Source organism: uncultured Rikenella sp., from assembly GCF_910577125.1.
Classification (GTDB): domain Bacteria; phylum Bacteroidota; class Bacteroidia; order Bacteroidales; family Rikenellaceae; genus Rikenella.
This window is the reverse complement of record NZ_CAJTMN010000007.1, coordinates 1-24,454: the sequence shown is the minus strand read 5'-3', so window position 1 is coordinate 24,454 and position 24,454 is coordinate 1. Positions and strand designations below refer to the sequence as shown.

General features: G+C 55.6%; 20 protein-coding genes and 1 tRNA gene. 13 read left to right on the top strand and 8 right to left on the bottom strand.

Annotated elements, in window-relative coordinates; all coding sequences use genetic code 11:
- Positions 1 to 92: 92 nt before the first annotated feature.
- Genes QZ292_RS01875 through QZ292_RS01860 form a run of 4 tightly spaced genes read left to right on the top strand, consistent with a single transcriptional unit; the run spans position 93 to position 5,691 of the window.
- Positions 93 to 1,385 (top strand): N-acetylmuramoyl-L-alanine amidase, encoded by a 1,293-nt coding sequence (locus QZ292_RS01875; RefSeq protein WP_294597047.1) that lies wholly within the window; start codon positions 93 to 95, stop codon positions 1,383 to 1,385.
- A gap of 48 nt (positions 1,386 to 1,433) precedes the next feature.
- Positions 1,434 to 2,369, top strand: a complete 936-nt coding sequence (locus QZ292_RS01870; RefSeq protein WP_294597045.1) for an MlaD family protein — start codon at positions 1,434 to 1,436, stop codon at positions 2,367 to 2,369.
- A 2-nt stretch (positions 2,370 to 2,371) separates the two neighbouring features.
- Positions 2,372 to 4,936: a Smr/MutS family protein gene (locus QZ292_RS01865; RefSeq protein WP_294597043.1), complete on the top strand. Its 2,565-nt coding sequence runs from the start codon at positions 2,372 to 2,374 to the stop codon at positions 4,934 to 4,936.
- Positions 4,937 to 4,983: 47 nt separating this feature from the next.
- Positions 4,984 to 5,691, top strand: a complete 708-nt coding sequence (locus QZ292_RS01860) for an SAM-dependent methyltransferase (RefSeq protein ID WP_294597041.1) — start codon at positions 4,984 to 4,986, stop codon at positions 5,689 to 5,691.
- 37 nt (positions 5,692 to 5,728) lie between these two features.
- Here QZ292_RS01860 and QZ292_RS01855 read toward each other — a convergent pair whose 3' ends face one another.
- Positions 5,729 to 6,823, bottom strand: coding sequence for an FKBP-type peptidyl-prolyl cis-trans isomerase (locus QZ292_RS01855; RefSeq protein ID WP_294597040.1), 1,095 nt, complete (start codon positions 6,821 to 6,823; stop codon positions 5,729 to 5,731).
- Positions 6,824 to 7,014: 191 nt separating this feature from the next.
- On the bottom strand, positions 7,015 to 8,811 hold the full coding sequence (locus QZ292_RS01850) for an O-antigen ligase family protein (protein WP_294597037.1): 1,797 nt from the start codon (positions 8,809 to 8,811) through the stop codon (positions 7,015 to 7,017).
- Between the two features lie 57 nt (positions 8,812 to 8,868).
- Here QZ292_RS01850 and lepB point away from each other — a divergent pair, with 57 nt between their 5' ends.
- From lepB to QZ292_RS01830, 4 genes are all read left to right on the top strand, one after another.
- On the top strand, positions 8,869 to 9,744 hold the full coding sequence (gene lepB / locus QZ292_RS01845) for a signal peptidase I (RefSeq protein WP_294597035.1): 876 nt from the start codon (positions 8,869 to 8,871) through the stop codon (positions 9,742 to 9,744).
- A gap of 206 nt (positions 9,745 to 9,950) precedes the next feature.
- On the top strand, positions 9,951 to 10,199 hold the full coding sequence (locus tag QZ292_RS01840; RefSeq protein ID WP_294597032.1) for a hypothetical protein: 249 nt from the start codon (positions 9,951 to 9,953) through the stop codon (positions 10,197 to 10,199).
- A 342-nt stretch (positions 10,200 to 10,541) separates the two neighbouring features.
- Positions 10,542 to 11,618, top strand: a complete 1,077-nt coding sequence (locus tag QZ292_RS01835) for a hypothetical protein (RefSeq protein WP_294597030.1) — start codon at positions 10,542 to 10,544, stop codon at positions 11,616 to 11,618.
- A gap of 962 nt (positions 11,619 to 12,580) precedes the next feature.
- Entirely contained in the window at positions 12,581 to 14,071 is a 1,491-nt protein-coding gene (locus QZ292_RS01830) for a transglutaminase-like domain-containing protein (RefSeq protein ID WP_294597026.1), read from the top strand.
- Between the two features lie 8 nt (positions 14,072 to 14,079).
- Here the strand turns inward: QZ292_RS01830 and QZ292_RS01825 are convergent, their stop codons facing one another.
- Positions 14,080 to 15,327: an ABC transporter permease gene (locus QZ292_RS01825; protein ID WP_294597024.1), complete on the bottom strand. Its 1,248-nt coding sequence runs from the start codon at positions 15,325 to 15,327 to the stop codon at positions 14,080 to 14,082.
- A 71-nt stretch (positions 15,328 to 15,398) separates the two neighbouring features.
- Here QZ292_RS01825 and glmM point away from each other — a divergent pair, with 71 nt between their 5' ends.
- Positions 15,399 to 16,796 (top strand): phosphoglucosamine mutase, encoded by a 1,398-nt coding sequence (glmM, locus tag QZ292_RS01820; RefSeq protein WP_294597021.1) that lies wholly within the window; start codon positions 15,399 to 15,401, stop codon positions 16,794 to 16,796.
- Between the two features lie 109 nt (positions 16,797 to 16,905).
- Here the strand turns inward: glmM and QZ292_RS01815 are convergent, their stop codons facing one another.
- Together QZ292_RS01815 and QZ292_RS01810 are read right to left on the bottom strand one after the other, a co-directional pair.
- Positions 16,906 to 17,082 (bottom strand): histone H1, encoded by a 177-nt coding sequence (locus QZ292_RS01815; RefSeq protein WP_294597018.1) that lies wholly within the window; start codon positions 17,080 to 17,082, stop codon positions 16,906 to 16,908.
- A gap of 175 nt (positions 17,083 to 17,257) precedes the next feature.
- Positions 17,258 to 17,341: transfer RNA gene (locus QZ292_RS01810), tRNA-Leu, on the bottom strand.
- Between the two features lie 155 nt (positions 17,342 to 17,496).
- Between QZ292_RS01810 and QZ292_RS01805 the strand changes: the two genes are divergently transcribed.
- On the top strand, positions 17,497 to 20,010 hold the full coding sequence (locus QZ292_RS01805; RefSeq protein ID WP_294597014.1) for a glycoside hydrolase family 2 TIM barrel-domain containing protein: 2,514 nt from the start codon (positions 17,497 to 17,499) through the stop codon (positions 20,008 to 20,010).
- A 373-nt stretch (positions 20,011 to 20,383) separates the two neighbouring features.
- Positions 20,384 to 20,530 (top strand): hypothetical protein, encoded by a 147-nt coding sequence (locus QZ292_RS01800; RefSeq protein WP_294597012.1) that lies wholly within the window; start codon positions 20,384 to 20,386, stop codon positions 20,528 to 20,530.
- A gap of 929 nt (positions 20,531 to 21,459) precedes the next feature.
- On the opposite strand, the gene nagB is transcribed toward QZ292_RS01800, so the two are convergent.
- From nagB to QZ292_RS01785, 3 genes are all read right to left on the bottom strand, one after another.
- On the bottom strand, positions 21,460 to 22,269 hold the full coding sequence (gene nagB, locus QZ292_RS01795; RefSeq protein ID WP_294597008.1) for a glucosamine-6-phosphate deaminase: 810 nt from the start codon (positions 22,267 to 22,269) through the stop codon (positions 21,460 to 21,462).
- 98 nt (positions 22,270 to 22,367) lie between these two features.
- Positions 22,368 to 23,075 carry an FAD synthetase family protein gene (locus tag QZ292_RS01790; RefSeq protein WP_294597003.1) on the bottom strand — a complete coding sequence of 236 codons (708 nt, stop codon included), beginning with the start codon at positions 23,073 to 23,075 and terminating at the stop codon, positions 22,368 to 22,370.
- A 20-nt stretch (positions 23,076 to 23,095) separates the two neighbouring features.
- Positions 23,096 to 23,773, bottom strand: a complete 678-nt coding sequence (locus QZ292_RS01785; RefSeq protein WP_294596999.1) for a redox-sensing transcriptional repressor Rex — start codon at positions 23,771 to 23,773, stop codon at positions 23,096 to 23,098.
- 137 nt (positions 23,774 to 23,910) lie between these two features.
- Between QZ292_RS01785 and QZ292_RS01780 the strand changes: the two genes are divergently transcribed.
- Positions 23,911 to 24,057 carry a hypothetical protein gene (locus QZ292_RS01780; protein WP_294596996.1) on the top strand — a complete coding sequence of 49 codons (147 nt, stop codon included), beginning with the start codon at positions 23,911 to 23,913 and terminating at the stop codon, positions 24,055 to 24,057.
- A gap of 141 nt (positions 24,058 to 24,198) precedes the next feature.
- Positions 24,199 to 24,357 carry a hypothetical protein gene (locus QZ292_RS01775; protein ID WP_294596991.1) on the top strand — a complete coding sequence of 53 codons (159 nt, stop codon included), beginning with the start codon at positions 24,199 to 24,201 and terminating at the stop codon, positions 24,355 to 24,357.
- The last annotated feature ends 97 nt before the right edge of the window (positions 24,358 to 24,454 follow it).

The window sequence follows — 24,454 nt, the reverse complement described above, 5'->3', positions numbered from 1 at the left end:
TTATTTTTGTCCTCCGTTCCCCCGCACTTCGCCGAGCCACGAAGCGACTTGCAAAAATAACGGAATTTCGGGGAATCGCAAAGCAGTACGGCATGAAGCTCCGCACCCACCTCAGGAACGTATTTTTCCTCCTGCTCAGTATGCAGCTCCCGCTCGGAGGGGCAGCCTGTGCGGCTCAGGAGAAGACCACCGGCGCCGTGCGGTGCATCGTCATCGACCCCGGGCACGGCGGCAAAGACCCCGGAGCGGTCGGGAACGGCCAGCAGGAGAAGGCCATCAACTTAGGGATCGCCCTGAAACTCGGCCGGCTCATCGAGAAACAGCTGCCGGACGTGCGGGTGGTCTACACGCGGCGCGACGACCGCTTCATCGCGCTGGACGAACGGAGCAAAATCGCCAAACAGGCCGACGGAGACCTCTTCGTCTCGATCCACACCAACTCCAGTCCGAACCGCAGCGCATCGGGCACCGAGACTTATGTCATGGGGGAGGACAAGGGTAACGAGAACCTCTCGGTGGTGATGCGCGAAAACGCCGTGATCGGCCTCGAAGCGGACTACACCTCGCGGTACGAAGGCTACGACCCCAACTCGTCGGAGTCGCTGATCCTCTTCTCGCTGATGCAATACGCCTATCGGAGCCAGAGCCTCTCGCTGGCGCAACAGATTCAAGATCAATACGTCTCCGGAGCGAAGCGGCAGAACAAGGGGGTCAAGCAGGCGGGATTCCTCGTCCTGTGGCGCACGCCGATGCCGAGCGTGCTGACCGAAGTGGGCTTCATCTCCAACCCGGAAGAGGCGAAATATTTAGGGTCGCAGGCGGGACAGGAGGAGATCGCCGCCGCGCTGTTCCGGGCCGTGAAGGCTTACAAGACGCACACCGACAGCCGCGCCCTCGCCACTCCGCCGCCGACGAAAAAAGAACCGGCCGCCAAACCGGCCGAAGGTTCGAAAACGCCGTCCAGGACACCCCAGAAATCCGCTCAGAAAACCACTCCGAAGCCCGTCCGACAGCCGACTCCGGAAGAGGAGCCGCAGCCGGTTCCCGCCGCCAAACGCGAGGTGCGGTTTGCCACCCCTCCGGCCGAGACGACACAGCCGCGACCGGCTCCGCGGCCGGCCCGACAACAGGATGTCGTCTACCGCATCCAGCTCAAAAGCGCCCTCGCCCGGATGCGGATCAGCCGCACCGAGTTCGGCCCCTATGCCGACCACATTACCGAAATGCGGATCGACGGACGCTACAAATATTTCTACGGAAAGTGTTTTTCTTACGAAGAAGCGTTACTTTTGCAGAAAGAGGTGCGGCGCACCTTCCCGGACGCGTTCATGGTCGCATTCCGGCACGACGATCCGATCCCGCTGGCCGAAGCCATCGGACGGTGAGTCGGAGTGCCCGAATCCCCCGCATTTCCGGCTGACAAACCGTAAATTATGAAAAAGAAAAAAATCTCGCGCGAGGCGCGGATCGGCATGTTCGGCATCGCCATGATACTGCTGCTCTACCTCGGAATCAACTACATCAAAAGTCGCGACATCTTCAGCCGCGACAACACCTATTACGCCGTGTACGACAACTCGGACGGTATCGAAGCTTCGTCGCCGGTCACCATCAAAGGGTTCCGGGTGGGGACGGTCGAACAGGTGTGGTACGACGTGGAGAGCGGCAAGGTCATCACCGAATTTTCCGTCAAACGCGACTACCCGATCCCCGTCGACTCCAAAGCCAAGATTACCAGCGCTTCGCTGATGGGAGCCAAGGTGATCGACCTGCAGCTGGGCTCGGAAAAGAGCCTGCTGGCGGACGGAGACACCATTCCGTCGCTGATGGAACAGGGCATCCTGCAGATGGTCAACACCGAATACGACCAGATCAAAGAGATGGCGACGACGCTCGTGGCGCGCATTTCGAAGGCTCTGGACGGCATCAACGCCGTGCTGAGCGACGAGAATGTGGCGAACCTGTCGGGTCTGCTGGCCCACGCCAACTCGATCAGCGGCAACCTGGATGCCGTGGTGGCGGGGGATTTACGACAGACGATGGCCGACCTGAACCGACTGTCGAGCCAGCTGGCCGAGGCGGCTCCGCACATGGCCGGTATCGTCGATCGGGTCGAAGGGATGGCCGACACGCTGAGCGTCAGCCTGCCGACCCTGCTGAACGACGCGACGACGGCAGTGAAACGGCTCGACGACGCGCTCGCGGCGGTCAATCGGGCGGAGGGGAGCGCCGGGAAGCTGATCTACGACCGGCAGCTGTATGACAACCTGACCCAAGCGTCGAACGAGCTGACCCTCCTGTTACAGGACATGAAAGCCAATCCGGGACGCTACATCCACTTCTCGGTATTCGGCCGCAAGAACGACTGACCATGATCTATCCGCACGATTTCGAACAACGCATCGGGTTCACCCAGATCCGGGACGCTGTTTCACAATTGTGCAGCACCGAGACCGGGCGACAACACGTGCGCGACGCCGCGTTCACCGCAGACTTCGCGACCCTCGGCCGCCTGCTGGGCGAGACGGCCGAGATGCGTGATATTCTGATCGTCGAAAGCGATTTCCCGGGCGGCAACTATCCCGATATCAATATTTTTCTGCGACGGATCCGGATCGAGAACACCTATCTGGAGCCGGCGCAGATGGTCGACCTGCAGCGGGCTTTGGAACAGCTCGGCCTGCTGACCGGCTTTTTCCGGCGGGGCGACGAGGGAGGCGATGCAGCGCCCCGACTCTACCCGCTGCTCGGCGAGCGCACCACACCGATCGAAGACTTCACCCCGCTGCACCGGGAAATCGGCCGGCTGATCGATCCGGAGAGCGGTCTCATCCGCGACAACGCCTCGCCCGAGCTCGCCCGATTGCGGCAGGCACAATACGAGAAAGCCTCGCAGGCGGACAAACGCCTTCAGGCCATTCTGCGACAGGCCCAGGCAGCCGGTTGGGTCGAGGCGGGAAGCGAAGTGTCGGTGCGCGACGGCCGCACCGTAATTCCGGTCGCCGCTGTTAATAAACGGAAAATCAAAGGGCTGGTGCACGACGAATCGGCGACCGGACGCACCGCCTATATCGAGCCCATCGAAGTCGTCGAACTCAACAACGAACTCCGCGAACTCGCCAACGAAGAGCGGCGCGAAATCGTGCGCATCCTGACCGCCTTCGCCGACCGGCTCCGGCCGGAGCTCCCCGCTTTGCTTCTTGCGGGAGCTTATCTCACCGACCTCGACTTTATCGAAGCGAAGGCCCGGTATGCCTTGCAGACCGACTCCGTGCTGCCCGAACTGCGCGACGAAGCGACCCTGCATCTGCGTCAGGCACGCCATCCGCTGCTCGAAGCGACGTTGAAAAAGGAGCAAAAGGCGATCGTTCCGCTCGACCTGACGCTGACCGCGGAGAAGTACATCCTCCTGATCTCGGGGCCCAATGCCGGCGGGAAGTCCGTCTGCCTCAAGACGGCGGGACTGCTGCAATACATGCTGCAATGCGGGTGGCTCGTCCCGGCCGACAGCGACTCGCAGATGGGGATTTTCGACAGCCTCTTTATCGACATCGGCGACCAGCAGTCGCTGGACAACGACCTCTCGACCTACTCCTCGCACCTGGTCAATATGAAAACCGTCCTGCGGCATGCCGACGAACGGTCGCTCGTGCTGATCGACGAATTCGGATCGGGCACCGAGCCGGGAACGGGCGGGGCGATCGCCGAAGCGGTGCTCCAGCGGCTCGAAGAGCGACACGTGCGGGGAATCATCACCACCCACTACGCCAACCTGAAATACTATGCGGCGGGGGCGGCGGGGATTGCCAACGGCGCCATGGCGTTCGACCTGCAGAACATCCGGCCGCTGTTCCGGTTGGAGATGGGACGGCCCGGGAGTTCTTTCGCATTCGAGATCGCGCGGAAGGTGGGTTTGCCCGAAGAGATCGTCCAGGCGGCACAGGAGAAGATCGGCGCCGCGCAGGCCAATGCCGAGAAGCATATCCGCGAGGCGGCGCGGGATAAGCGGTACTGGGAATCGAAGCGCGAGCGGATTCGGCAGGCGGAGAAAAATATAGACCGGACGGCGGCTCAATACGAGATGCAGCTGTCGGAGATTCAGACGGAGAAGGCAAAAATCCTGAAAGAGGCGCGCGCGGAGGCAGAACGACTTTTAGCAGAGGCCAACCGTCAGATCGAGCGCACGATCCGCGAGATTCGCGAGTCGCAGGCCGAACGGGAGCGCACAAGACAGGTACGGGGAGAATTCGACGCCTTCCGCACCTTGATTGCGGGGAGCGAGACGGCGGCGTTGCCGGAATCGGAGGCCGACGATCCGATCGCCCGGAAGATGAAGCAGCTGCGCGAGCGTGAACAGCGGCGAAAGGAGCGCAAGGCGCAACGTGCGACCGCTTCGGATACGGATGAGGGAGCTGCGCCGGAGAGACCGGCCAAGCCCAAAGAGATTGAAGCGGGATTTCATGTCCGGATCAAGGGGCAGCAGACGGTGGGCGAAGTACTCGCCTTGCAAGGCTCGGGAAAGGCGACGGTGGCATTCGGACACGTGACGACCGTGGTGGACAAGAGCCGGCTGGAGATCGTCCCGCACGCGGAGTACAAGAAATTACAACGGAAAAGCAGCTCCTCCTTCCCGACGTCGGCATCCACGGCGGCAGAGAGCTACGACACGTCGAAAAAACGGCTCAACTTCAAGCAGCAGCTGGACATTCGCGGGATGCGGGCAGCCGAGGCGCTGCAGAGCGTCGAGGCCTTCGTCGACGAGGCGATCATGCTGGGATTCCCGCAGGTGACGATTCTGCACGGTAAGGGGACGGGAGCGTTGAAGGAGGAGGTGCGGCGCTACCTGCGGACGGTGCCGCTGGTGGTTTCGGCCACCGACGAACACGAGGAGTTCGGCGGAGCGGGAATTACCGTCGTGCGGCTCGATGTGGAATAGCTCTGAGAGATATTCTACACATCCGCCTCCCTCTCAAAATCATTCGCATGGGAAAATTATACCTGATACCGACGCCGATCGGCGAAACCGCCTCCTGGGACGTCACGCTGCCGGCCGAAAACCGGCGGGTGCTGGACGAGATCGGTTATTTCGTGGTGGAAAACACGCGCACGGCGCGGCGTTTTCTGGCCCGGAGCGGAGTGCGGCGACCGATCGACGAGCTGACTTTCACGGAGCTGAACGAGCATACGCCGCCGGAGGAGGTGGCACCGATGCTGGAACCGCTGCTCGAATGGGGCGAAAACATCGGCGTGATGTCGGAAGCAGGCCTGCCCTGCATCGCAGACCCGGGCGCACTGCTGGTCGCCGCGGCTCACCAGCACGGGGTCGAAGTCGTGCCGCTCGTCGGCCCGAACTCGATCACCCTCGCGCTGATGGCTTCGGGAGCCAACGGACAGTCTTTCGCTTTCAACGGCTATCTGCCGGTGAAAGGGCCGGAGCGGCAGCGCGCCATCCGCCGTTTCGAGCGGCGAGCTCAGGAGGAGCGGCAGACACAAATCTTTATCGAGGCACCGTATCGGAACGGGCGGCTGTTCGACGACCTGCTGGCGGTCTGTCAGGCCGACACCCATCTCTGTGTGGCCTGCGACCTGGCGGAGCCGGAACAGTATATCCGCTCGCAGCGGATAGCGGAGTGGAAAAAAGGCGGGACGCCTCCTTTCGAAAAGCGTCCCGCCATCTTCATCCTGTTCTAATTCTAAACCTAAGGCTGGCCCTGAAACATCCGGACAATCATTCATCCCCCTCATCTTCAGTCTCCTCCGGCCACTTCTCCAGTACCCGGATCCGGTACCGCATCGGCTGATACGGCAACACCTCCGGCGTAACCGTCGTACTCCCCGCATCGCCCTGCGCCCATGTGGAGACCGTCACCACCTCCGCCACCTCTCCCTTCCGCATCCCCTGCACCGCTATATACAGCACCTTATTGGTCGAAGCATTCGCCCCGGCGCTCCCCTGCAGCAACAGCGGATCATACGCCGTCTCATCCAATCCGTTGCCCGACGAGGTGGCCGTAAAATGCCATTTCGCCGCCACCGTATCCACGTTGGTCGCCGCCAGGAATCCGTCCATAAAGTACTCTTCGTAAAACACATAGACCGACGAGTCCTTCGTAATGGTATCCCCCGTCGGATTGTGTTTTTCGATGTGCATGAACATCCCCACGGTATCGTTCCGATAGTCCGTCCCCCAGTGCTGCCGCGCATACCGCTCGGCCGAATCCCGTTCCCAGACGAACGGCGACATGGTCAGATCCCGCAACCGCATCTCGAACATGATGGGCATCATGGCATACGTCACATTCTCCCCGGCATAGGCATCGTTCATACCCATCGAATAACTGTACCCCTTGTCCATCGGGATATAGACCCTCACCGAATCCCCCACCCGCATCGTCTGCAGAGCCTGCCGCAACCCGTCGCACAACTTGGTGGAAGAGGTCGAGAACTCCAGAAAATCATCGGCATAGTGGGTCATATAGGAGAACTTCCCCACCCGTCTCGAGATCGAATCCGACCGGGTCACGAACACCGTCCCGTCGAGCGTTTTCCCCGTATAATCGAGCGTCAGCCAGCTGTATCCCAGCACCGGCACCGCTCCGCCCTCCGGCCCCCGTTCGACGAACTCGACATAGACGTCCTGACACGGATTGGCATACGCCGCCGGCGCATACTTGGCCACCCAGGCGTCAAACGTTTCGCGGGCCATTCCGGCAGTAATATCAGGCGCTTTCTTCGCACAAGACCATCCCGCCGCCATTCCGGCGACAAGCATCGCCGCTGCGAGCACCCGTTTGTCGAATCGCATCTTTTTCAGTCCGTTCATGTTCATTGCAAAGTCCTCCCCCGCCGGGAGAGATCTCGGACAAAGATAACGTTTTCCGGTTTCATCCGCAACAGCTTTCCGGTCGTCGCCCGCTGCGGAGCGGAGCCGCTCGGAACCGCAAAGCAACAGGATCGACACACCACTGCCCAAACCTCCTCCCGCACAGGACACAAGCGCTCGACTGTGCAGTTTTAAGGTTCATTCATCCACTGAGCCACCTCTCTTTTTATCTCGACACATGCCGGCGAAACGATTTTTTCCCGAAAATTCAGAATATCATTCCCCAACAACCGCATTTTTGCTTTTTGCCCCGTCTCCCGATATAATTTCGTTAACAAATATAACGGATAGATACGATTCGGAACACCATGCACCGCACGTAAATAGCATTTTTCGGCCTGTAAAAAGTTTCCCAACATTTTATGATTATTTCCCATCACATTCCAAAACATCGGATCGGCACTCAACAAAACTCCCTGCATCAACACGTCATTGCTGTTTTTGTAATCTCCCACAAAATGCAACGAATGGCCGTACTCAAACAAAAATTCCGGTTCTGTCTTTAGATAAGGAAACAAGAGTTTTGCACTCCGCACCACCTGACCATACAATTTCATATCATACATCATCCGATCTGTCCGCCACTCCTCATAAGCCTCTTTGCGCGGTCGTTCAGCTAACAGAATAAATATCGTCCACGTCAATACAAGCACTATCCAACATCCTGCAACACCGTATCGATGCACCCGTATTCCAGCCGCCGCCGGAGCCGCAACCGCCAACAAAAACATACCGACTAACAGAAACTCTGTCAATGCAAAAGGATATGACCCACCTGCAAAAACCGCCAACCCTACTGTACCAAAAAAGAGTCCTCCTGTCGTTTTTCTCCGCCGCCAAAGCCCCCAAAGTCCCAGTCCCGCCATGGTCATAAATCCCACAAACCCAATTGCACCTCCTTCAACCAATATTTGTACATATTCATTAAAAGCATATTGCGGAGCACCTGCCACAAGAACTTCTGCAGCCAAACGCGGATCTGTAAAATATTCGGCCTGACATTCACCATACCCCCCTGCAAATCGTCCGAAACCACACCCTGTCACCGGATCATCCCCAATCATCCGAGTCGCAATTTTCCAGATCAACCATCTTCCTTCTGCTGAAGCCGCTTTCAATCGCCACATTCCTATCCCTCCGACAACAAATCCAACGACTGCAATAACGGTCAAACAAATTATCACCCGACGATGTTCAATGATAACTGTTTTCAAGGCAGCACCATACCGTTCTCCCAACACAGCCAAACATCCCGTAAACGCTGCTAACCAAGCCATACGGCTCCATGTGATCGGGAGCAAAACGAGCCCAAAAAAGAAACCCCCTCCTGCCAACCACCGACAAACCATCCCCACTCTGCTTTTTTCCCGCCGAATCATACCATATAAAGCGATCGGCACAAACATCGCCAAAAATCCGCCATACGGCCCTGGATTAAAAAACGTCCCCGTCACTGTATACAACCCATGATTTGAAAGCATCCATCCACCATGTTGTAACAGCCCGAGAATAGCTTCATATCCCGCACAAAGCAACAATATACCGGTTAATATGCGAAAAATCCGCTCCGAAGTAAATAGAATACGCAAGCCTGCATACCAAATCCCCATACCAACCGAAAGAACCACTTGTCGAGGATTAGCCGCACCCCACCCAAGAGTATTGAACAGATAATACCCGATAAATATCCCAACAGCCCCATCAATCCATGTTATTCTGTAACTATTTTCCTTACGCCGTAAACTACCAACTGCCCACACGGCTACTGCCACGGAAAAAACTACCAAACACGACAAAAAAGTAAAGTATTTGGCCATCACCAATCCGTTATACAACGCATTCGACGTCACCAGAATCACATAAAACATGACAGCCGCCAGCCCGGCCACCACCCACTCGCCAAGTACCGCAAGATTCTCTTTTCTCATAGTTTCAAAATTTAAAGATCGTATTTTTGTATTTAAAAAGCAAACACTTTGAATTTTATGGATACACATTTAAAAAGTCGAATTCAGAAATGGAGCCTCCGCATCATCGGTCTGCTAATCGGGCTATTCATTTTGAAATATCTGTTTTGGATTTTCGTATGGGACCGCTATCCGGTTCCGACTGATTCCATGTATCCAACCATTCATCCCGGCGACCGCATTCTGGTAAACAAGCTACTTGCCGGCGCACGAATCTACCGATCACTCGACTTTTTAAGCGACGCCTCCGAACCATCCGTATTCCGCATCCCTGGCTTCCGGCAGTTGCAAAGAAACGACATCATAGTTTTCAATTTCCCGAACATCGGCGACCACGGCATCCACTTTCGGATCAACCAAATGTACGTCAAACGGATCGTCGGCCTGCCTGGCGACACCCTTTCGGTGGTCGACGGCCATTACCGCATCTCCGGCCACGCCGACCCCGTAGGCTATCTTCCAGCTCAACAGGAATTGGCCCATATGCCCGACAGCATAGCCCGCCACAGTCCGCACCGGATTTATCCGTGGTGCGTTCCGGAATGGACTATTCGGAATTTCGGACCGCTTCTCGTACCCCGACAAGGCGAAACGATTCATCTAGACAGCCTGACATTCGCCCTCTATCAGCCTATCATACGCCGCGAAACCGGACAGGACGCCGTCGAAACCCCAACCGGCTATTATCTTATCGGAGGACATCTCACCACAAAATACTGTTTTCGAGATGATTATTATTTTGTCAGCGGCGACAACGGCCTCACCTCATTTGACTCCCGTTATTTCGGATTCGTTCCGGCCGACTATATCGTCGGTATCGCTACCCATATCTGGGATTCACACGATCCGACGACCGGCCGCCGACGTTGGGAGCGATATGGCCAGTCTTTGTAGCCTATCATTAAATTTTTCATTCCACAGAACAAAACAATTGAGAAATATCTATCTTCGTAACGATAATGAAGTTCCATCGAAAGATACGGAAAGATATTTAAACTATAAATCGTTTTTATGTTTTTATGTCAATAAAATACTATCTTTGCAAAGGCAAAACACAGAGTTCGCTCAAGATCATTCATTAACCTAAAAACCAAATGATTATGAAAAAGAAGGTTTTATTCGGAGCTTTTGCCGCCCTTTGCCTCAGCACAGGAATTACAGCTGCTGTACATTACTCCGACAATATTTTGTTGTGGAGTAACCTGACGTTAAACAACGTCGAATCATTTGCAGACTGCGAAGTACATAATGCTGGTACAGTAATCGCATCTTGCGTAGGCGAAACAGGTACCTGTTCTCTTCCTGCCAGTGACAACCGTACCGTTATATGCAAAGGAGTAAGACAATGAGTATTTACCCTGACTTTATTCTTAATAAGATTTTTTTAAATAACTTCTCAATGAGAAAACATCTAATCGTTGGTTTTTGTGCTGTTTGTTGTTTCAGCATAGGTCTGTTAGTGGCAAAAAACATTTCTGGCATGTCAGTGCTTAATATGAATAACATCGAATCACTTGCCGAATGTGAGGTATATGACAATCAAGGAAATGTACTTGGCGGATGCCGAGGAAACGGCAGTATTTGCTGGTTTGACAACGTATCTTGCTACGGCACCCCTTTCTCTAATTGATTCTTAAAAGAAGGAGATTTGTGTATTGTTAACACAAATCTCCTTTAAATTTCATCAAGACATGAAACACATTGCTATTTTGTATGGTTTATTAGCCTTTTTATTAGCCGGATGTATCTCTCACTCAGAACAAAGAGTTGTCATGCAACTCTCTCCCTCGATAAAAACCGAAACCAAAGCATTGAATGCCGATACTTTATCCTTGGCCCAAGAATTTTTGTATGCGAAACAATATTTCGTGTATCAAGACACCGTTCTTATTGTAATAAACACACCTTCTGAAGATGCTCCATTCATCGAGCTCTACAATTTAACAAACAATCAGCAAATCGGGGGTTATATTCGGTTAGGGAAAGGCCCGGGAGAAATGTTATTACCTTTCATTGAATTAGAACAAAACACATTAAAGATATCCGATCCTGTCCGACAACAATTGACATTCATCGACTTGGATGTAGTGCTCAAATCCCCGGAAAACTACCACATACCGTCATTTGAAAAGTGTCAAGTATTTTCGTACGGAAAAAATCGACTGGCAAACGGTCAGTTGGTATTCGAGAATCCATACTGTTTCTACGACAAGCGATCTGGTTTGGGAAACAAAACGTATCGTCTCTTGATCGGTGATTCCAACACAACTGATACAGATTTCGGAGAATTTGATTATCAGACTCGCAACATAGCACAAGGCAATTTATTTCTCAGCCCGACGAAAGACAAACTGATATACATACCTTTACGTCAACCAAACATCGAAATTTACGACACATTAGCAAATCCGCTCAAGACCATTCAAGGCCCCGACGACTTTCACGAGGTACAATATAAGATTTATGATAAGTGCGAAGTGATTTTTGGCCCGCTCGTTCCATACACCTATTTGGCATATACTTACAACAACGATTATTTTTACGTGGCTTATACAGGCGATCTCATCGACTTTCAGACAAAAAGTGAAAAAGATCTGCACACATGGATTTTCCAATTCGACTGGGACGGAAACTTTATTGACAGTTACTATTATCCAGCCTACATCAATGCTATCTCAATCAGTAAAGATGGCCGTTCGATCTATGCTACATCTCACGATCCGGACAATATGCCCATACTCGTAAGACTCAGCACCATCAACAATTAAGTAAAATGAACCGATACATTTGCCTCTTATTGATCGTCGGAGGATTGACGTCTTGCGGCAATCCAGTTAAAACTAAAAACGAGAACCGCATAAATGAACAAATAACAATTCTCACAACAATTGTCAACAACTGCGACACTACCCAATCAAAAGCAGTTTCTGCTATAAATCAAATTAAGCACCTCAATGCTGTAATAGACTCAGTACTTATTGATAAACAAGGATATAGTATGTTTTATCTACTCAATTCCGGATGCTCTGTCTGTATCGGCCAACTACTTGATTTTTGTAATATTCTTGGTCAAACTGACCTAAAAATTCCCCTATACATCATTCCTGTCAGCCGACATCATGTACCACTCATTGAATACTATCTCGAACAAGGAGACTCATCATATACATTCGACAGACAAGTAATCAGACATTCTTTGCCTGGCAACGCCATTTCGGCATTGAATAAAACAGTCGTAGTTACTCACAATAATCGAATTATCGAGCAATTCATCTTCGAATAAAATCCACCCTCCACACACCAACTACGTATTTGAACTTGTGCTTGCCCTCGGCGAAATGATTGGAAACAAATATTGTGACACCGGGTATGATGGTGATATGTGTACCATTATATTTGATGCAAAAGGAAAATCGTTTACATTGTTTCATTACAACTGATTTTAACACAACCGACTCAATCATAATATCACGATCTTGGCTCCGAAATATTATATCCAGAATCTGCAAGCAAAATTTCAACGTTTGCAGGCTTCGTACAATTATGCCATAGTTGACTACGATTCCATTCCACAAAACAACATCCTCCGCCTCATGAACGAATCCCTTCTATTTCGTTGGAAAGATAAAACGGCAATCGATATTTTCATTCCCAGCAAAAGCAACTCAAAATATTCAGAACTATATTACAACTATCTGAACGAATAACTCGCTAAATCTCTTCTCGATAGATGATAACAAACCGAATCGCAATCATCGTATCGTTTCTCTTGGCATGTGGAGCGACAGCCATCGGTTTCAGGAAACACATTCTGGATCGATGGTACCAGTGGCGTGCCGAACGATTTCTCGACACGAATATAATCGGATATGGTTGGACGGAAGATCATCTGCTCAATCCCCGTACGGGCGACACCATTCTTTTTACACCCTACGACTACAAGACTCTTTACCGAGCTAAAGACACACTAGATTCCCTCCGCCGCATCTATCGGGCGACCCACACCGTTCATCGGGACGCCGACCTGCTGTCACCCGAACTCCGACGACAGATCGTTCGTACCGCTCTCGAACGCTGGCAAGGTTCCCCTTACGCTCGCGGCATGTCATTTGCCGACTTTTGCGAATACCTACTTCCCTACCGAGCAGGAAAAGAGCCGTTCGACCGGCGAATCGGAGATACGATTCGTATTCGCTATGCCCATCTGCTCGACTCCGCAGGAAATGACCCTATTGTTGCGGCTTCACTTATCAACAATGATATAAAGGACTGGATGATTTTTGATTTGCGCTCGCACGCTTTGCTCAACGAGCCTTCTATTTCCGAATTGATGGCAGAAGGGAAAGGAAGTTGCCGCGCCATATCGGCCCTTTTCGTGCAAATCATGCGTGAACTGGGAATTCCTGCCGCCATAGACGAGTGTCCGGCTTGGGCCCATCGCAATTCCGGCCACGAATGGACAGTTGTCCGAGATACAACCGGTCGATGGCAACCATTCGAACCTGCGGAATTCAACCCGGACGGATTCCGTTCTGTCTGCGAAAACACACGAACGCCCAAAATATTTCGCCGTACCTACTCTTTCGATCCTACGTTCTACCCTCCTGTCGAACCGGGAGATATTCCACCGCTTTTCACCACGTTCAACCGTAAAGATGTAACTGCACAATACGTTCCCGTATCGGACGTAACCGTCGCTCCGAATCAAAATCTTGACAAAAACAACGGCATCCTTTACCTGGCCGTTTTCAATGCCGCCGCATGGCAGCCGGTAGCATGGGCTCCGCTGAGAAACGGAACAGCGACATTCACGGACATGGGGAACAACGACATTCTCTATTTGCCGATCTTTTATCGCAGCGGACGAAACTATCCGGCAGGCAGACCGTTCGTACTGACTTCATCGGGACATAAACGGGAAATTCTTCCCGACTCCGTGCATACGCAACACCTTGACATGGAATTCGTCAATCTGTACTGGACAGTTCGTTGGGACACATTTTATCCGGCCGACCGCACACCACTCGAAATCTATCATTGGGCAGACAACGATTGGCACTTCTGCGACTCTTGTCGAGTCGGCATGCCTCCAAACTACGAAATCCATTTCGAAGGATTACCTGTCGGAGGTCTGTATCTAATTCGCGGCACCTTGTGGGACAACACTTGGCAGCGCCCCTTTATGGCCGACAGCACAAGCACCGGTTCTGTCTGGTATTAATACCTGTTCTATTCATACCTCAGCGCCTCGACCGGATTCAGCGCAGCCGCCCGACGGGCCGGCAGGTAGCCCGAACCGATTCCCACCGCCAGACACAGTCCGATCCCGACCAACAGCCATCCCCAAGGCACCACGAAAGCTCCGCCCGTCAGCAGTGCGATCAGGTTGCCGCACGCAATGCCCAATACGATTCCGCAGATGCCACCCAGCTGACTGATCAGAATGGATTCGAAGAGAAACTGCTGCCGGATCATCCGCGGTTTCGCCCCCAGCGCCATCCGCGTGCCGATTTCGCGCGTCCGCTCGTTGACCGCCACCAGCATGATGTTCATCAGCCCCACCGCCGCCCCCAGCAGCGTGATGATCCCCACGATCGAAGCCACCAGCGTGACCGTCGCCAGGTCATTGGCCAAAAGTTCGATCAGCACATCGCTCCGTTCCACCGCGAAATCCGCAGCCTCACCCGCCCCCAGCCGCCGGATCGAACGGAACAGCCCCTCCGCCTCGCTCATCGCCAAGTTCAGCAGCCGCGGATCGGTCGGCACCACCGAAATCGCCGTACTGGCATGGATCCAGGAAAAAGTCCGCCGCGCCGTCGTAATCGGAACGATCGTCCGCAACCCTTCATTATTATCCATACCCAGACTGTTCCCCCGAGCAGCCAGCACGCCGATCACCTCATAGCGGCTGCCCGAAACGTTTATCATCTTTCCGACCGGCTGTTCGCCATTCGGGAAAAGCAGTTCGGCCACCTTGCTCCCGATGATGATGACCCCATCGCCCCGCTCGACCTCCTGTCTGGAAAAGTTGCGCCCCTCGGCCAGCTCCAGACCGGAGTTCGGCAATCCGTTTTCGTCGAACGCCGCCACCGTCAGATTCGGATTGGTCTCGTTCGATCCGTACCGCGCCGTCGCCCCGCCCCCCAGATACATCGACAACGAGACGGAGGCCGGCAATTCGAAACGGTCGCGGAACTCGCAGGCCTGCTCGTACGGAATGAAATTGTCGTTCCGGGTGCGTGCGCCGCGCCCCATGCCGAACATCTGCCGGTCGCGGATCGAAAAACCGTTGGTTCCCATCGAGGCGAACGACTCGACCAGACTCTCCTTAATCGATTCGATCGCCGTGACGATGCCCACCAGCGACAGAATGCCGATCGCGATAATGGTGATCGTCAGGATCGAACGGAGGCGATTTCCCACGATCGAAGCGAACGAGAGCCGCAGGTTTTCCCGGAAAAATGTACCGAATTGCATAGTCTGAGGGTCGATAAGTCCGGCTAAATTACTAACTTGCCGCTTAATTTAAAACAAAACGGTTTACAATCATGACTCTGATCAAATCCATCTCGGGTATCCGCGGCACGATCGGCGGTACACCGGGCGACGCGCTCACACCGCTCGATTTAGTGAAATTCACGGCCTCGTACAGCCGGTGGCTGGCCGAACAGACGCCGGAAGCGACGCAGGCAGGTCGGAAACTGCGGGTCGTGGTGGGACGCGACGCGCGGCTGTCGGGCGAGATGGTGGCCGACGTCGTCGAAGGAACCCTGATGGCCTGCGGCGTGGATGTCATCTCGATCGGGCTGGCGACGACCCCCACGACCGAGATGGCCGTGACGGGCCACGGTGCGGACGGCGGGATCATCCTCACGGCCAGCCACAATCCGAAACAATGGAATGCCCTGAAACTGCTCAACCGGCAGGGCGAATTCCTCAATGCGGCCGAAGGGGCACGGGTGCTGGAGATTGCGGAGACGGACGGATATGCGTTCGCCGAGATCGACGGCATCGGCAGCGTGATCTCCCGCGAGTCGTACGACCGGCAGCATATCGACGCCGTGCTGGCACTCCCGCTGGTGGATGTCGAGGCAGTGCGGAACGCGAAGTTCAAGGTGGTGGTGGACGCGGTCAATTCGGTGGGCGGCGTCGTGATGCCGGCCCTGCTGAAGGCGATGGGAGTCGAGGTGGTGGAGCTGAACTGCACGCCGGACGGACGGTTCGCACACAATCCGGAACCGATTCCGGAACACCTGACCGAGATTTCGGCTTGCGTTCCGGCCGTGGGAGCTGATCTAGGTGTCGTGGTCGATCCGGACGTGGACCGGCTGGCACTGATCAACGAAGACGGGACGATGTTCGGCGAGGAATATACGTTGGTGGCGGTGGCGGACTACGTGCTGTCGCAGACGCCGGGGAATACGGTGTCGAACCTGAGCTCGTCGCGGGCTCTGGCGGATGTGACGGCGCGCTACGGCGGTTCGTATGCCGCGGCGGCGGTGGGCGAGGTGAATGTGGTGGCGAAGATGCGCGAGACGAATGCCGTGATCGGCGGCGAGGGGAACGGCGGGGTGATCTATCCGGCGTTGCACAGCGGCCGGGACGCGCTGGTCGGGGTGGCTCTGCTGCTGACCTATCTGGCGAAAACGGGTAAAAAACTGTCGGAACTGAAAGCGACCTACCCGGCCTACTACATTTCGAAAAACCGGATCGACCTGGTGCCGGGGACGGACGTGGACGGCATTCTGGCAAAAATGAAAGCAAAATACGCTTCGGAGAAGGTGAACGACATCGACGGGGTGAAGATCGACTTCCCGACCGAATGGGTGCATCTGCGCAAGTCGAATACGGAGCCCATCATCCGGATCTATGCCGAAAGCCGGGACAAAGCGGCGGCCGATGCGTTGGCCGAACGGATCATCCGGGACATCAAGGCTTTGCTGTAACGGGCTGCCATGCTGCACGGCCCTCTGCGCCTGTGTATAAAGAACGAGCGCTTTTCCGACCGGGTCGGAAAAGCGCTCGTCTCATTTTTTGCGAGCCGCAAAAATCGCCTTACTTCTTCGATTCTTCGAGCGATACCTGACGGAATTCCTTCATCAGTTTGGTCAGTTCCAGCGTAGCCTTACGAGCACGCGTCCCCGCAGCTTTGTTGCCTTTTTCGCACTGCAAAGCAGCGTTTTCCTGAAAGTTCGCAATCTCAGCGGCGATCTTTTCGAGCAGTTGTTTCATAATGATGATTTGGTTAAGTTTTCGAGGCCAAAAATACGAAAATCCCGAAAAATACAAACCCTCCCGGCTCTTTTCCGATCGACGGAAAGGCACATTTTTTCGGAAGTCGCTCTAAAATCCGTTCTTAGCCGGAAGCAAAACGGGCGGTCGATCCGTCGATCGACCGCCCGTTCAGTACTCCGGGCGGGACTTGAACCCGCACAGCCGCAATGGCCAAAGGATTTTAAGTCCTTCGTGTCTACCATTCCACCACCGGAGCCTCTCGCGCGACGCACCAGGAGCATGCGCCCGCTTGCGGAGGCGAAGGTAGCGATTCCGCGCCGAATCCGCAAATAAATCTCCCGGACGCCCGGGCCGACGGAGGGTTCGCAACGATAAAATCGTTATCTTTACCCGAAAACCAACCGTTCGAAGATGAAAACAAGGAATTATCTGCTTCTGGCCCTCGGCCTCTGGTGCTTCGGCTCGCCGAACGCCCGGGCCGACCGGCGCGAATTTCTGCTGGAAAAGGGGTGGCGCTTCACCCGCACCGACGACTCGGCCGCCCTCCGCACGGACTACGACGACAGCCGGTGGCAGACCGTCACGGTGCCGCACGACTGGGCGATCTACGGGCCGTTCAATCCGAACAACGACAAACAAAATGTCGCCATCGTGCAGGACGGGCAGGTCGAGCCCAGCGAACATGCCGGACGGACAGGCGGGCTGCCGTTCGTGGGTACCGGATGGTACCGGACGCGGTTCGACGTGCCGGAGTTCGGCCGGGATTCGACCCGACGGGCGACCCTGCTCTTCGACGGGGCGATGAGCGGCGCACAGGTGTGGGTCAACGGGCAGCGGGTCGGCGAGTGGCCCTACGGCTACAACTCGTTCCACTTCGACGTAACGCCGTACCTGAATGCCGACGGGATGAACAATACGGTGGCGGTGCGGTTGGAGAATCTGCCGGAGTCGTCGCGGTGGTATCCGGGAGCGGGTTTGTACCGGAACGTGCACGTGGTGGTAACCGACGGGGCGCACATTCCGGTTTGGGGGACGTATGTGACCACGCCGGTGGTGAACGAGCGGTTCGCAAAAGTGAATCTGAAGACGGAGGTCATATTACCGGAAACCGTCGAAACGAACCGCTACCGGCTGGTGACGGAAATCCGGGACAGCGCGGGAAACAAGGTGGCGGAGACCACGACACGGCTGACCGATTATGACGAGGGTGTCTTGACACAGGATCTTGTAGTCGACCGTCCGGCGTTGTGGGATTTGGAGAATCCGGTGCTTTATACGGCTGTGTCGAAGCTGTACGAGGGGGATGACCTGAAGGACGAATACAGCACGCCGTTCGGGATTCGGACGATCGAGGTGCGGCCGGACGACGGGTTCTATCTCAACGGCAAAAAAACGGTTTTCAAGGGGGTCTGCAACCACCACGACCTGGGGCCGCTGGGGGCGGCGGTGAACGAGGCGGCGATCCGGCGGCAGGTGCGGATGCTGAAGGATATGGGTGCCAACGCGATCCGCACGTCGCACAACATGCCGGCGCCGGAGCTGGTGCGAGCCTGCGACGAGATGGGGATGATGCTGATGGTCGAAACGTTCGACGAATGGCGGTCGCCGAAGTGCCAGAACGGCTACAACCGGCTGTTCGACGACTGGGCGGAAAAAGACTTGGTCAATGTGATCCGCCACTACCGCAACGCGCCGAGCGTGGTGATGTGGTGCATCGGCAACGAAGTGCCGGAGCAGGGGATGGAGCACGGAGCGAAGATCGCGCACTGGCTCCAGTCGATTGCGCACCGCGAAGACCCGACGCGGCCGGTGACGCAGGGGATGGACAATCCGGGGGCGGTGATCAACAACAACTTCGCGGCGGTGATGGAGGTGCCGGGATTCAACTACCGGCCGTTCATGTATCCGGAGAACTACCGCAAGCTGCCGCAACGGATCATTCTGGGGACGGAGACCGCCTCGACTCTTAGTTCGCGCGGGGTCTATAAGTTTCCGGTGGTGCGGGCGGCGATGAAGACCTATCCGGATCATCAGGCATCGTCGTACGATGTGGAACACTGCGGCTGGTCGAACCTGCCGGAGGACGATTTCATCCAGCACGAGGATTTGCCGTATGCCATCGGGGAGTTCGTCTGGACGGGATTCGACTACCTGGGCGAGCCGACGCCGTACTACACGAACTGGCCGAGCCACAGTTCGCTGTTCGGGATCATCGACCTGGCGGGAATTCCGAAAGACCGCTATTACCTCTACCGCAGCCACTGGAACCCGACCGAGGAGACGCTGCATATCCTGCCGCACTGGACGTGGCCGGAGGAACGGATCGGGGATACGATTCCGGTCTTCGTCTACACGAATTACCCGTCGGCCGAGCTCTTTATCAATGGGGTGAGCCAGGGGATTCGCACGAAGGATACGACGATCAGGGTGGAGGGTTCTTATACGAAGGAGGCACAGGCGTCGTTCGAGCGGCAGAAGCGTTACCGGCTGATGTGGATGGATACGAAATATGAGCCGGGGACGGTGCGCGTGGTGGCCTATGATTCGACGGGCCGGGCGATGGCGACCGAGGAGATTCGTACGGCAGGAAAGCCGCATCGCATCGAACTGACGGCGGATCGAACGGTGCTGGATGCGACGGGCAAAGACCTCTCGTTTATCAACGTGCGGGTGGTGGATAAGGAGGGGAACCTGTGCCCGGAGGACACGCGTGAGATCAGATTCAAGGTGAAGGGCGCGGGGAGTTACCGTGCGGCGGCGAATGGCAATCCGGCTTCGCTGGAGCTGTTCCACCTGCCGCAAATGAAGCTCTTCAGCGGCCAGCTGACGGCGATCGTACAAAGTGCGGAGGCGCCGGGCGAGATTGTTTTCGAAGCGACGGCGCCGGGTGTCAAAGGTGCGAAGCTGACGCTGCAGGCAAAATAAGCGTTTCCGATTATTCATATGAAAATCAGGTTTTGCAAGCTAAATTGCAAAGCCTGATTTTATTTTTCTAAAGCACGTTTGTTCTTCTAAGGTACGCGAGAAAATGCTCCAAACCCAACACCCCGCCCCGGGCTACCGTCATACAAACTCCGGGACACTGGTATATATCGGTTGTCACGGATTCAGCTGGTCGTCCGCAACGAATGACATTGATGGAGCATATCTGACATTCAGTACCGCTGATCTTGAGCCCAGTTTTGTAAACAGCCGTACCTACGGCTTTCAGTTGCGTTGCCTCTCGGAATAAACAGGAAACGAAACACCCGCCCCGGGCTTCCGCGACGCAGGACATCGCGGAGGGCTAGGTGGCTTGTTGGATACCGGTTATTACGGTTACAGTTGGTCCTCATCGGTTAATCAAATTCAAGGACAATTTTTGAATTTTTCCTCCGGATACCTTCGTACCAGTGATACAAACTGCCGCGCCTACGGTCTTCAGTTGCGTTGCCTCTCGGAATAAACGGACGCGCTACGTCTTTTACTGGCCGTGTCTACCCCAATAAAGGCAGCCTCTACCTAATCGACCGAGTTCCTGCGACCCGCAGGGTCGCGCGGGCCGGACGCCTCCCATCGGGAGGCCCGCAACTCGCCGCTCACGCGTCGAGAATTGCGGTCGCTCCCGGGCGCCGGCCTGTTCTCAACTCTGCCTCACTCGCAATACAAACGACAGTTCGACGCCAGCGGAGGCGCAACGAGCTCCGCGAAGTTGCAGTCCGCCGCGTGGGGTGGCGGCGGACTGCGCGGCTCTATGAGCCGCAAAAGCTCAGCCCAATTCACCGCCCCATCCTCGGCCTTATACGGCCCAAAGCACCGCCCGGTGTCCGCCTCACTACGGTTCCGCTATCGCTCCGCCGGTGCCTCCGGGCACTCCGAAATAGCAGCCTCTACCCTACGCGCGCTGGCGGAAATCTTGTTCAAAGCGCAAGTCGCTTTGAACGATTTCCTACTCCAGCAGTCGCGCGCGGAGCACTTTAATCGTCGCCCGCTGGGATTTCATCTCGATTTTGCTCTCCGCAAAATGAGTGAAATCCCTCTTTAAGCGGGCGGGCGACGGAAATGAGTTCTGTCCGCGCGCCTTGGTATGAGGGTACTGCGCTCGGGCCGCGCGGGCCCCACGTCCCGTGGACGGGAAATGCTACGCATTTCCACTTTTCTGCCCAGCCCAATTCATCGTTCCATGCTTCATCCACGCACTTCGACCTGTTTCTTTTGTGAACAAAAGGAACCGAAAAAACTTTAGAGCGCATCACTGCGGGATGCTTTGGCCGGGTCTACCCGCAATTTCAAACATGTTGCGCTGCGAACAGTACATGCCACACAAAAATCCGTCTTTTCTTCCGGTTTAAAACCGGAAGAAAAGACGGATAAAACTGCGCTGTAAGTCAAAAGCTACAACTGAGTCTCCGGATCGAGATTCCGACTTTCGATGTCCTTGAAATACTTATAAGTACCCACCTTCAGTTCCGAAGTGGCGTCTTCGTCGCAGACGATGATCCCGTGCGGATGCTGCTGCAACGCACTGATCGTCCACATATGGTTGATCCCCTCTTCCACCCCGTGCCGCAGAGCCCGCGCCTTTCCGTGCCCGTTCACGAGAATCAGCACCTCGCGGGCCGCCATTATCGTCCCCACACCTACCGTCAGCGCCGTCTTGGGCACTTTATTGATGTCGTTTTCGAAGAACCGCGAGTTGGCGATAATGGTATCCAGCGTCAAGGTCTTCATCCGCGTCCGCGAGGTCAGCGACGACGCCGGCTCGTTGAAAGCGATATGACCGTCCGGCCCGATCCCGCCCATAAAGAGATGAATCCCACCCAGCGCTTCGATTTTCGCCTCGTAAGCCGCACACTCCGCCTCCGGATCCGGCGCGTTGCCGTTCAGAATGTTAACGTTTTCGGGCTTGATGTCGACGTGGTTGAAAAAGTTGCTCCACATGAACGTGTAGTAGCTCTGCGGATGCTCTTTCGGGATGCCGCAATATTCGTCCATGTTGAACGTCACCACGTTGGCAAACGAAACTTTTCCCGCCTTGTGAAGCGCGATCAGCTCCTTGTACGTCCCCAGCGGCGTGGAACCGGTGGGCAACCCCAGTACGAACGGTTTCCCCGCCGTCGGAGCAAAAGCATTGATTTTGTGCGCAATGTAGTTGGCCGCCCAGCGCGAGAGGTGGGCATAATCGGGTTCGATAATCAGTCGCATATCCAGTTAGAGTTTGTTCGTTTTGTTATCGTCAGAGGCAGACCGTCCGTCCGCAGGAAGCGGCATTCGATCCATGAACAAATATAGACGATATATCGCTATTTTCCAAGTACCCGGATGCGAAGGGGCAAATCCTGTCGTCCGGCCAGAGAGGAGTCGACGTACAGTTGGTCCTCGGCCGGACCGCGGTCGGGAAAAGAGACCCGATACTCGCCCGCCGGCGGAAGCAGTTTCGTGGGGTCGGAGAGCGTATCTCGCCGAATCAGATAAGGCGCTCCGAGCATTCCGGCGGCTCGTTCCATCTCTCCGGCCTCGATCGCCCGCCGAATCGCGGTCGAGCTGATCTGTTCGTACCGCCCCAGACTGGCCGTATGGATGCCGTCGCGTTCCAAGGCTTCGATCGATCCGGAGCGGTCGTGACCGAAATGGTGCCCTTCGCCGGAGAGGACGATCTCGGCCCGCAACAGACCTCTCAGATAATCGCGGACAAAGGTTTCGCTGTCGATCCGGCTGAATTCCGGCGTAAAATGTACGACCACGACATGGTCTACCTCTGTCTCGGACAACAGGTCGAGTTTTTCGGGCAGCGTGCTCAACAGCCGATTCTCTCCCCGAAGCACGAACCGCGGATGAGGGTCGAAGGTCACTACGACCGAAGTTCCCTCTCCGCCGGGCAGATCGCGGGCCGCCGCGTTCAGCCGGTCGATCAGCAGCCGGTGTCCGCGGTGGACGCCGTCGAACGACCCCACGGCGACGGCCGTTCGATCGAACGCAGGCAGGGTCTCGAATCCGTAATGCACTTCCATGAGAGGTCTCTCCTCCGAAATTAATCCTGCACCGCAACGGAGTCCGACAAATCTCCTTTGGAGAAATAGGCTACCTTCTCCAGCAAGGTAATGATGTCGTAATCTTCGACATAGATGTCGTCCGGAAAATTGAGCGGCGTGGAGGTAAAATTGAGCACTCCGCGTATCCCGGCCCGGGTGACGGGTTCGACCATCCCGGCCGCCACCGACGAGGGGGAAGTCAGGATCACGATCCGGAGATCGAGTTTCCGGGCGGTTTCGACAAAGGTCTCCATATGATAGCACGGCACCCCCGCCACCGTATGCCCCACTTTGTTCGGATCGATGTCGAAAGCGGCGGTAATGCGCAGTTTGGAGCGTTTCCCGTTGAAATAGTGGGTCACAGCCTGAGCCAGATTCCCCATCCCGATCACGCCGACGTTCAACCCGGCCGGGCTGTCGAGCAGGGTGCCGATAAAGTCGATGAGCACCTCCACGTCATAGCCTTTCTTGGTATCGCTGCTGAAGCCGATGAGCATCAGGTCGCGCCGCACCTGAACGGCGGTAATGCCGTGCATCGAAGCGAGTTCGTGGGAATAGATATGGGTTTTTCCCTGTTTCAAGCACTCCAGCAGCATGCGACGATATTCGCTCAGGCGTTCGACGGTTCTCTCGGGGAGTCTTTTCGCGGCGGTGAGGAGAGCTGTATCGGTATTCATGGGGCTTCTCTGCCTTGGGAGATAGATTAAGGGAATCGAATGAAATTTTACGAGTAGGCAAATATACTGTTTTTTCCTGTATTCGACACCGGACAGCTCCCGCCCCGGGCAACCGCCATTCGCGCTCGGGCGATCCGGTGTACGTCGGCGGCAGCGGTTACAGCTGGTCTTCGACGGTCAGCAACACCAGTGGCGTGAACTTGTCTTTCAACGTGACGGTACTCTACCCCAGCTACACGGCGCACCGGGCCAGCGGTCTTCAGTTGCGTTGCCTCTCGGAATAAACGGGGCTGACACGGCCAATTGGGAGTGCGGCACGCACCGCCCGCCCGGCGTAAGGGCAGTACCCTCAAGCCAACCGCGCGCCGACGCCTTAAAAGGGAAATCACCCCCCCGCCCCGGGCTACCGCTATCGTGCGGACGGCGTGCAGCGTAGCATCGGCAGCGAAGGTACGATCTGGTCTTCGTCAGTACCCGGCAGTAGCACGGGCACCTGGCGTCTGTTATTCGATATGACGTACATGTATCCTTCGGATGCGAGCAGTCGCGCCCACGGTTTTCAGTTGCGTTGCCTCTCGGAATAAACGGGACGCGGCGTCTCTTTATAATGGCAGTCTCCATTCAAAGCGGGCCGAAGCCTCCCGCAGCGGAGGCCCGCAACTGACGTTGCTTTGGGCCCCG

Coding starts and splice junctions, on each gene's coding strand:
- QZ292_RS01875 (WP_294597047.1), top strand. CDS start 93: ATGAAGCTCCGCACCCACCTCAGGAACGTATTTTTCCTCCTGCTCAGT.
- QZ292_RS01870 (WP_294597045.1), top strand. CDS start 1,434: ATGAAAAAGAAAAAAATCTCGCGCGAGGCGCGGATCGGCATGTTCGGC.
- QZ292_RS01865 (WP_294597043.1), top strand. CDS start 2,372: ATGATCTATCCGCACGATTTCGAACAACGCATCGGGTTCACCCAGATC.
- QZ292_RS01860 (WP_294597041.1), top strand. CDS start 4,984: ATGGGAAAATTATACCTGATACCGACGCCGATCGGCGAAACCGCCTCC.
- QZ292_RS01855 (WP_294597040.1), bottom strand. CDS start 6,823: ATGAACGGACTGAAAAAGATGCGATTCGACAAACGGGTGCTCGCAGCG.
- QZ292_RS01850 (WP_294597037.1), bottom strand. CDS start 8,811: ATGAGAAAAGAGAATCTTGCGGTACTTGGCGAGTGGGTGGTGGCCGGG.
- lepB (WP_294597035.1), top strand. CDS start 8,869: ATGGATACACATTTAAAAAGTCGAATTCAGAAATGGAGCCTCCGCATC.
- QZ292_RS01840 (WP_294597032.1), top strand. CDS start 9,951: ATGAAAAAGAAGGTTTTATTCGGAGCTTTTGCCGCCCTTTGCCTCAGC.
- QZ292_RS01835 (WP_294597030.1), top strand. CDS start 10,542: ATGAAACACATTGCTATTTTGTATGGTTTATTAGCCTTTTTATTAGCC.
- QZ292_RS01830 (WP_294597026.1), top strand. CDS start 12,581: ATGATAACAAACCGAATCGCAATCATCGTATCGTTTCTCTTGGCATGT.
- QZ292_RS01825 (WP_294597024.1), bottom strand. CDS start 15,327: ATGCAATTCGGTACATTTTTCCGGGAAAACCTGCGGCTCTCGTTCGCT.
- glmM (WP_294597021.1), top strand. CDS start 15,399: ATGACTCTGATCAAATCCATCTCGGGTATCCGCGGCACGATCGGCGGT.
- QZ292_RS01815 (WP_294597018.1), bottom strand. CDS start 17,082: ATGAAACAACTGCTCGAAAAGATCGCCGCTGAGATTGCGAACTTTCAG.
- QZ292_RS01805 (WP_294597014.1), top strand. CDS start 17,497: ATGAAAACAAGGAATTATCTGCTTCTGGCCCTCGGCCTCTGGTGCTTC.
- nagB (WP_294597008.1), bottom strand. CDS start 22,269: ATGCGACTGATTATCGAACCCGATTATGCCCACCTCTCGCGCTGGGCG.
- QZ292_RS01790 (WP_294597003.1), bottom strand. CDS start 23,075: ATGGAAGTGCATTACGGATTCGAGACCCTGCCTGCGTTCGATCGAACG.
- QZ292_RS01785 (WP_294596999.1), bottom strand. CDS start 23,773: ATGAATACCGATACAGCTCTCCTCACCGCCGCGAAAAGACTCCCCGAG.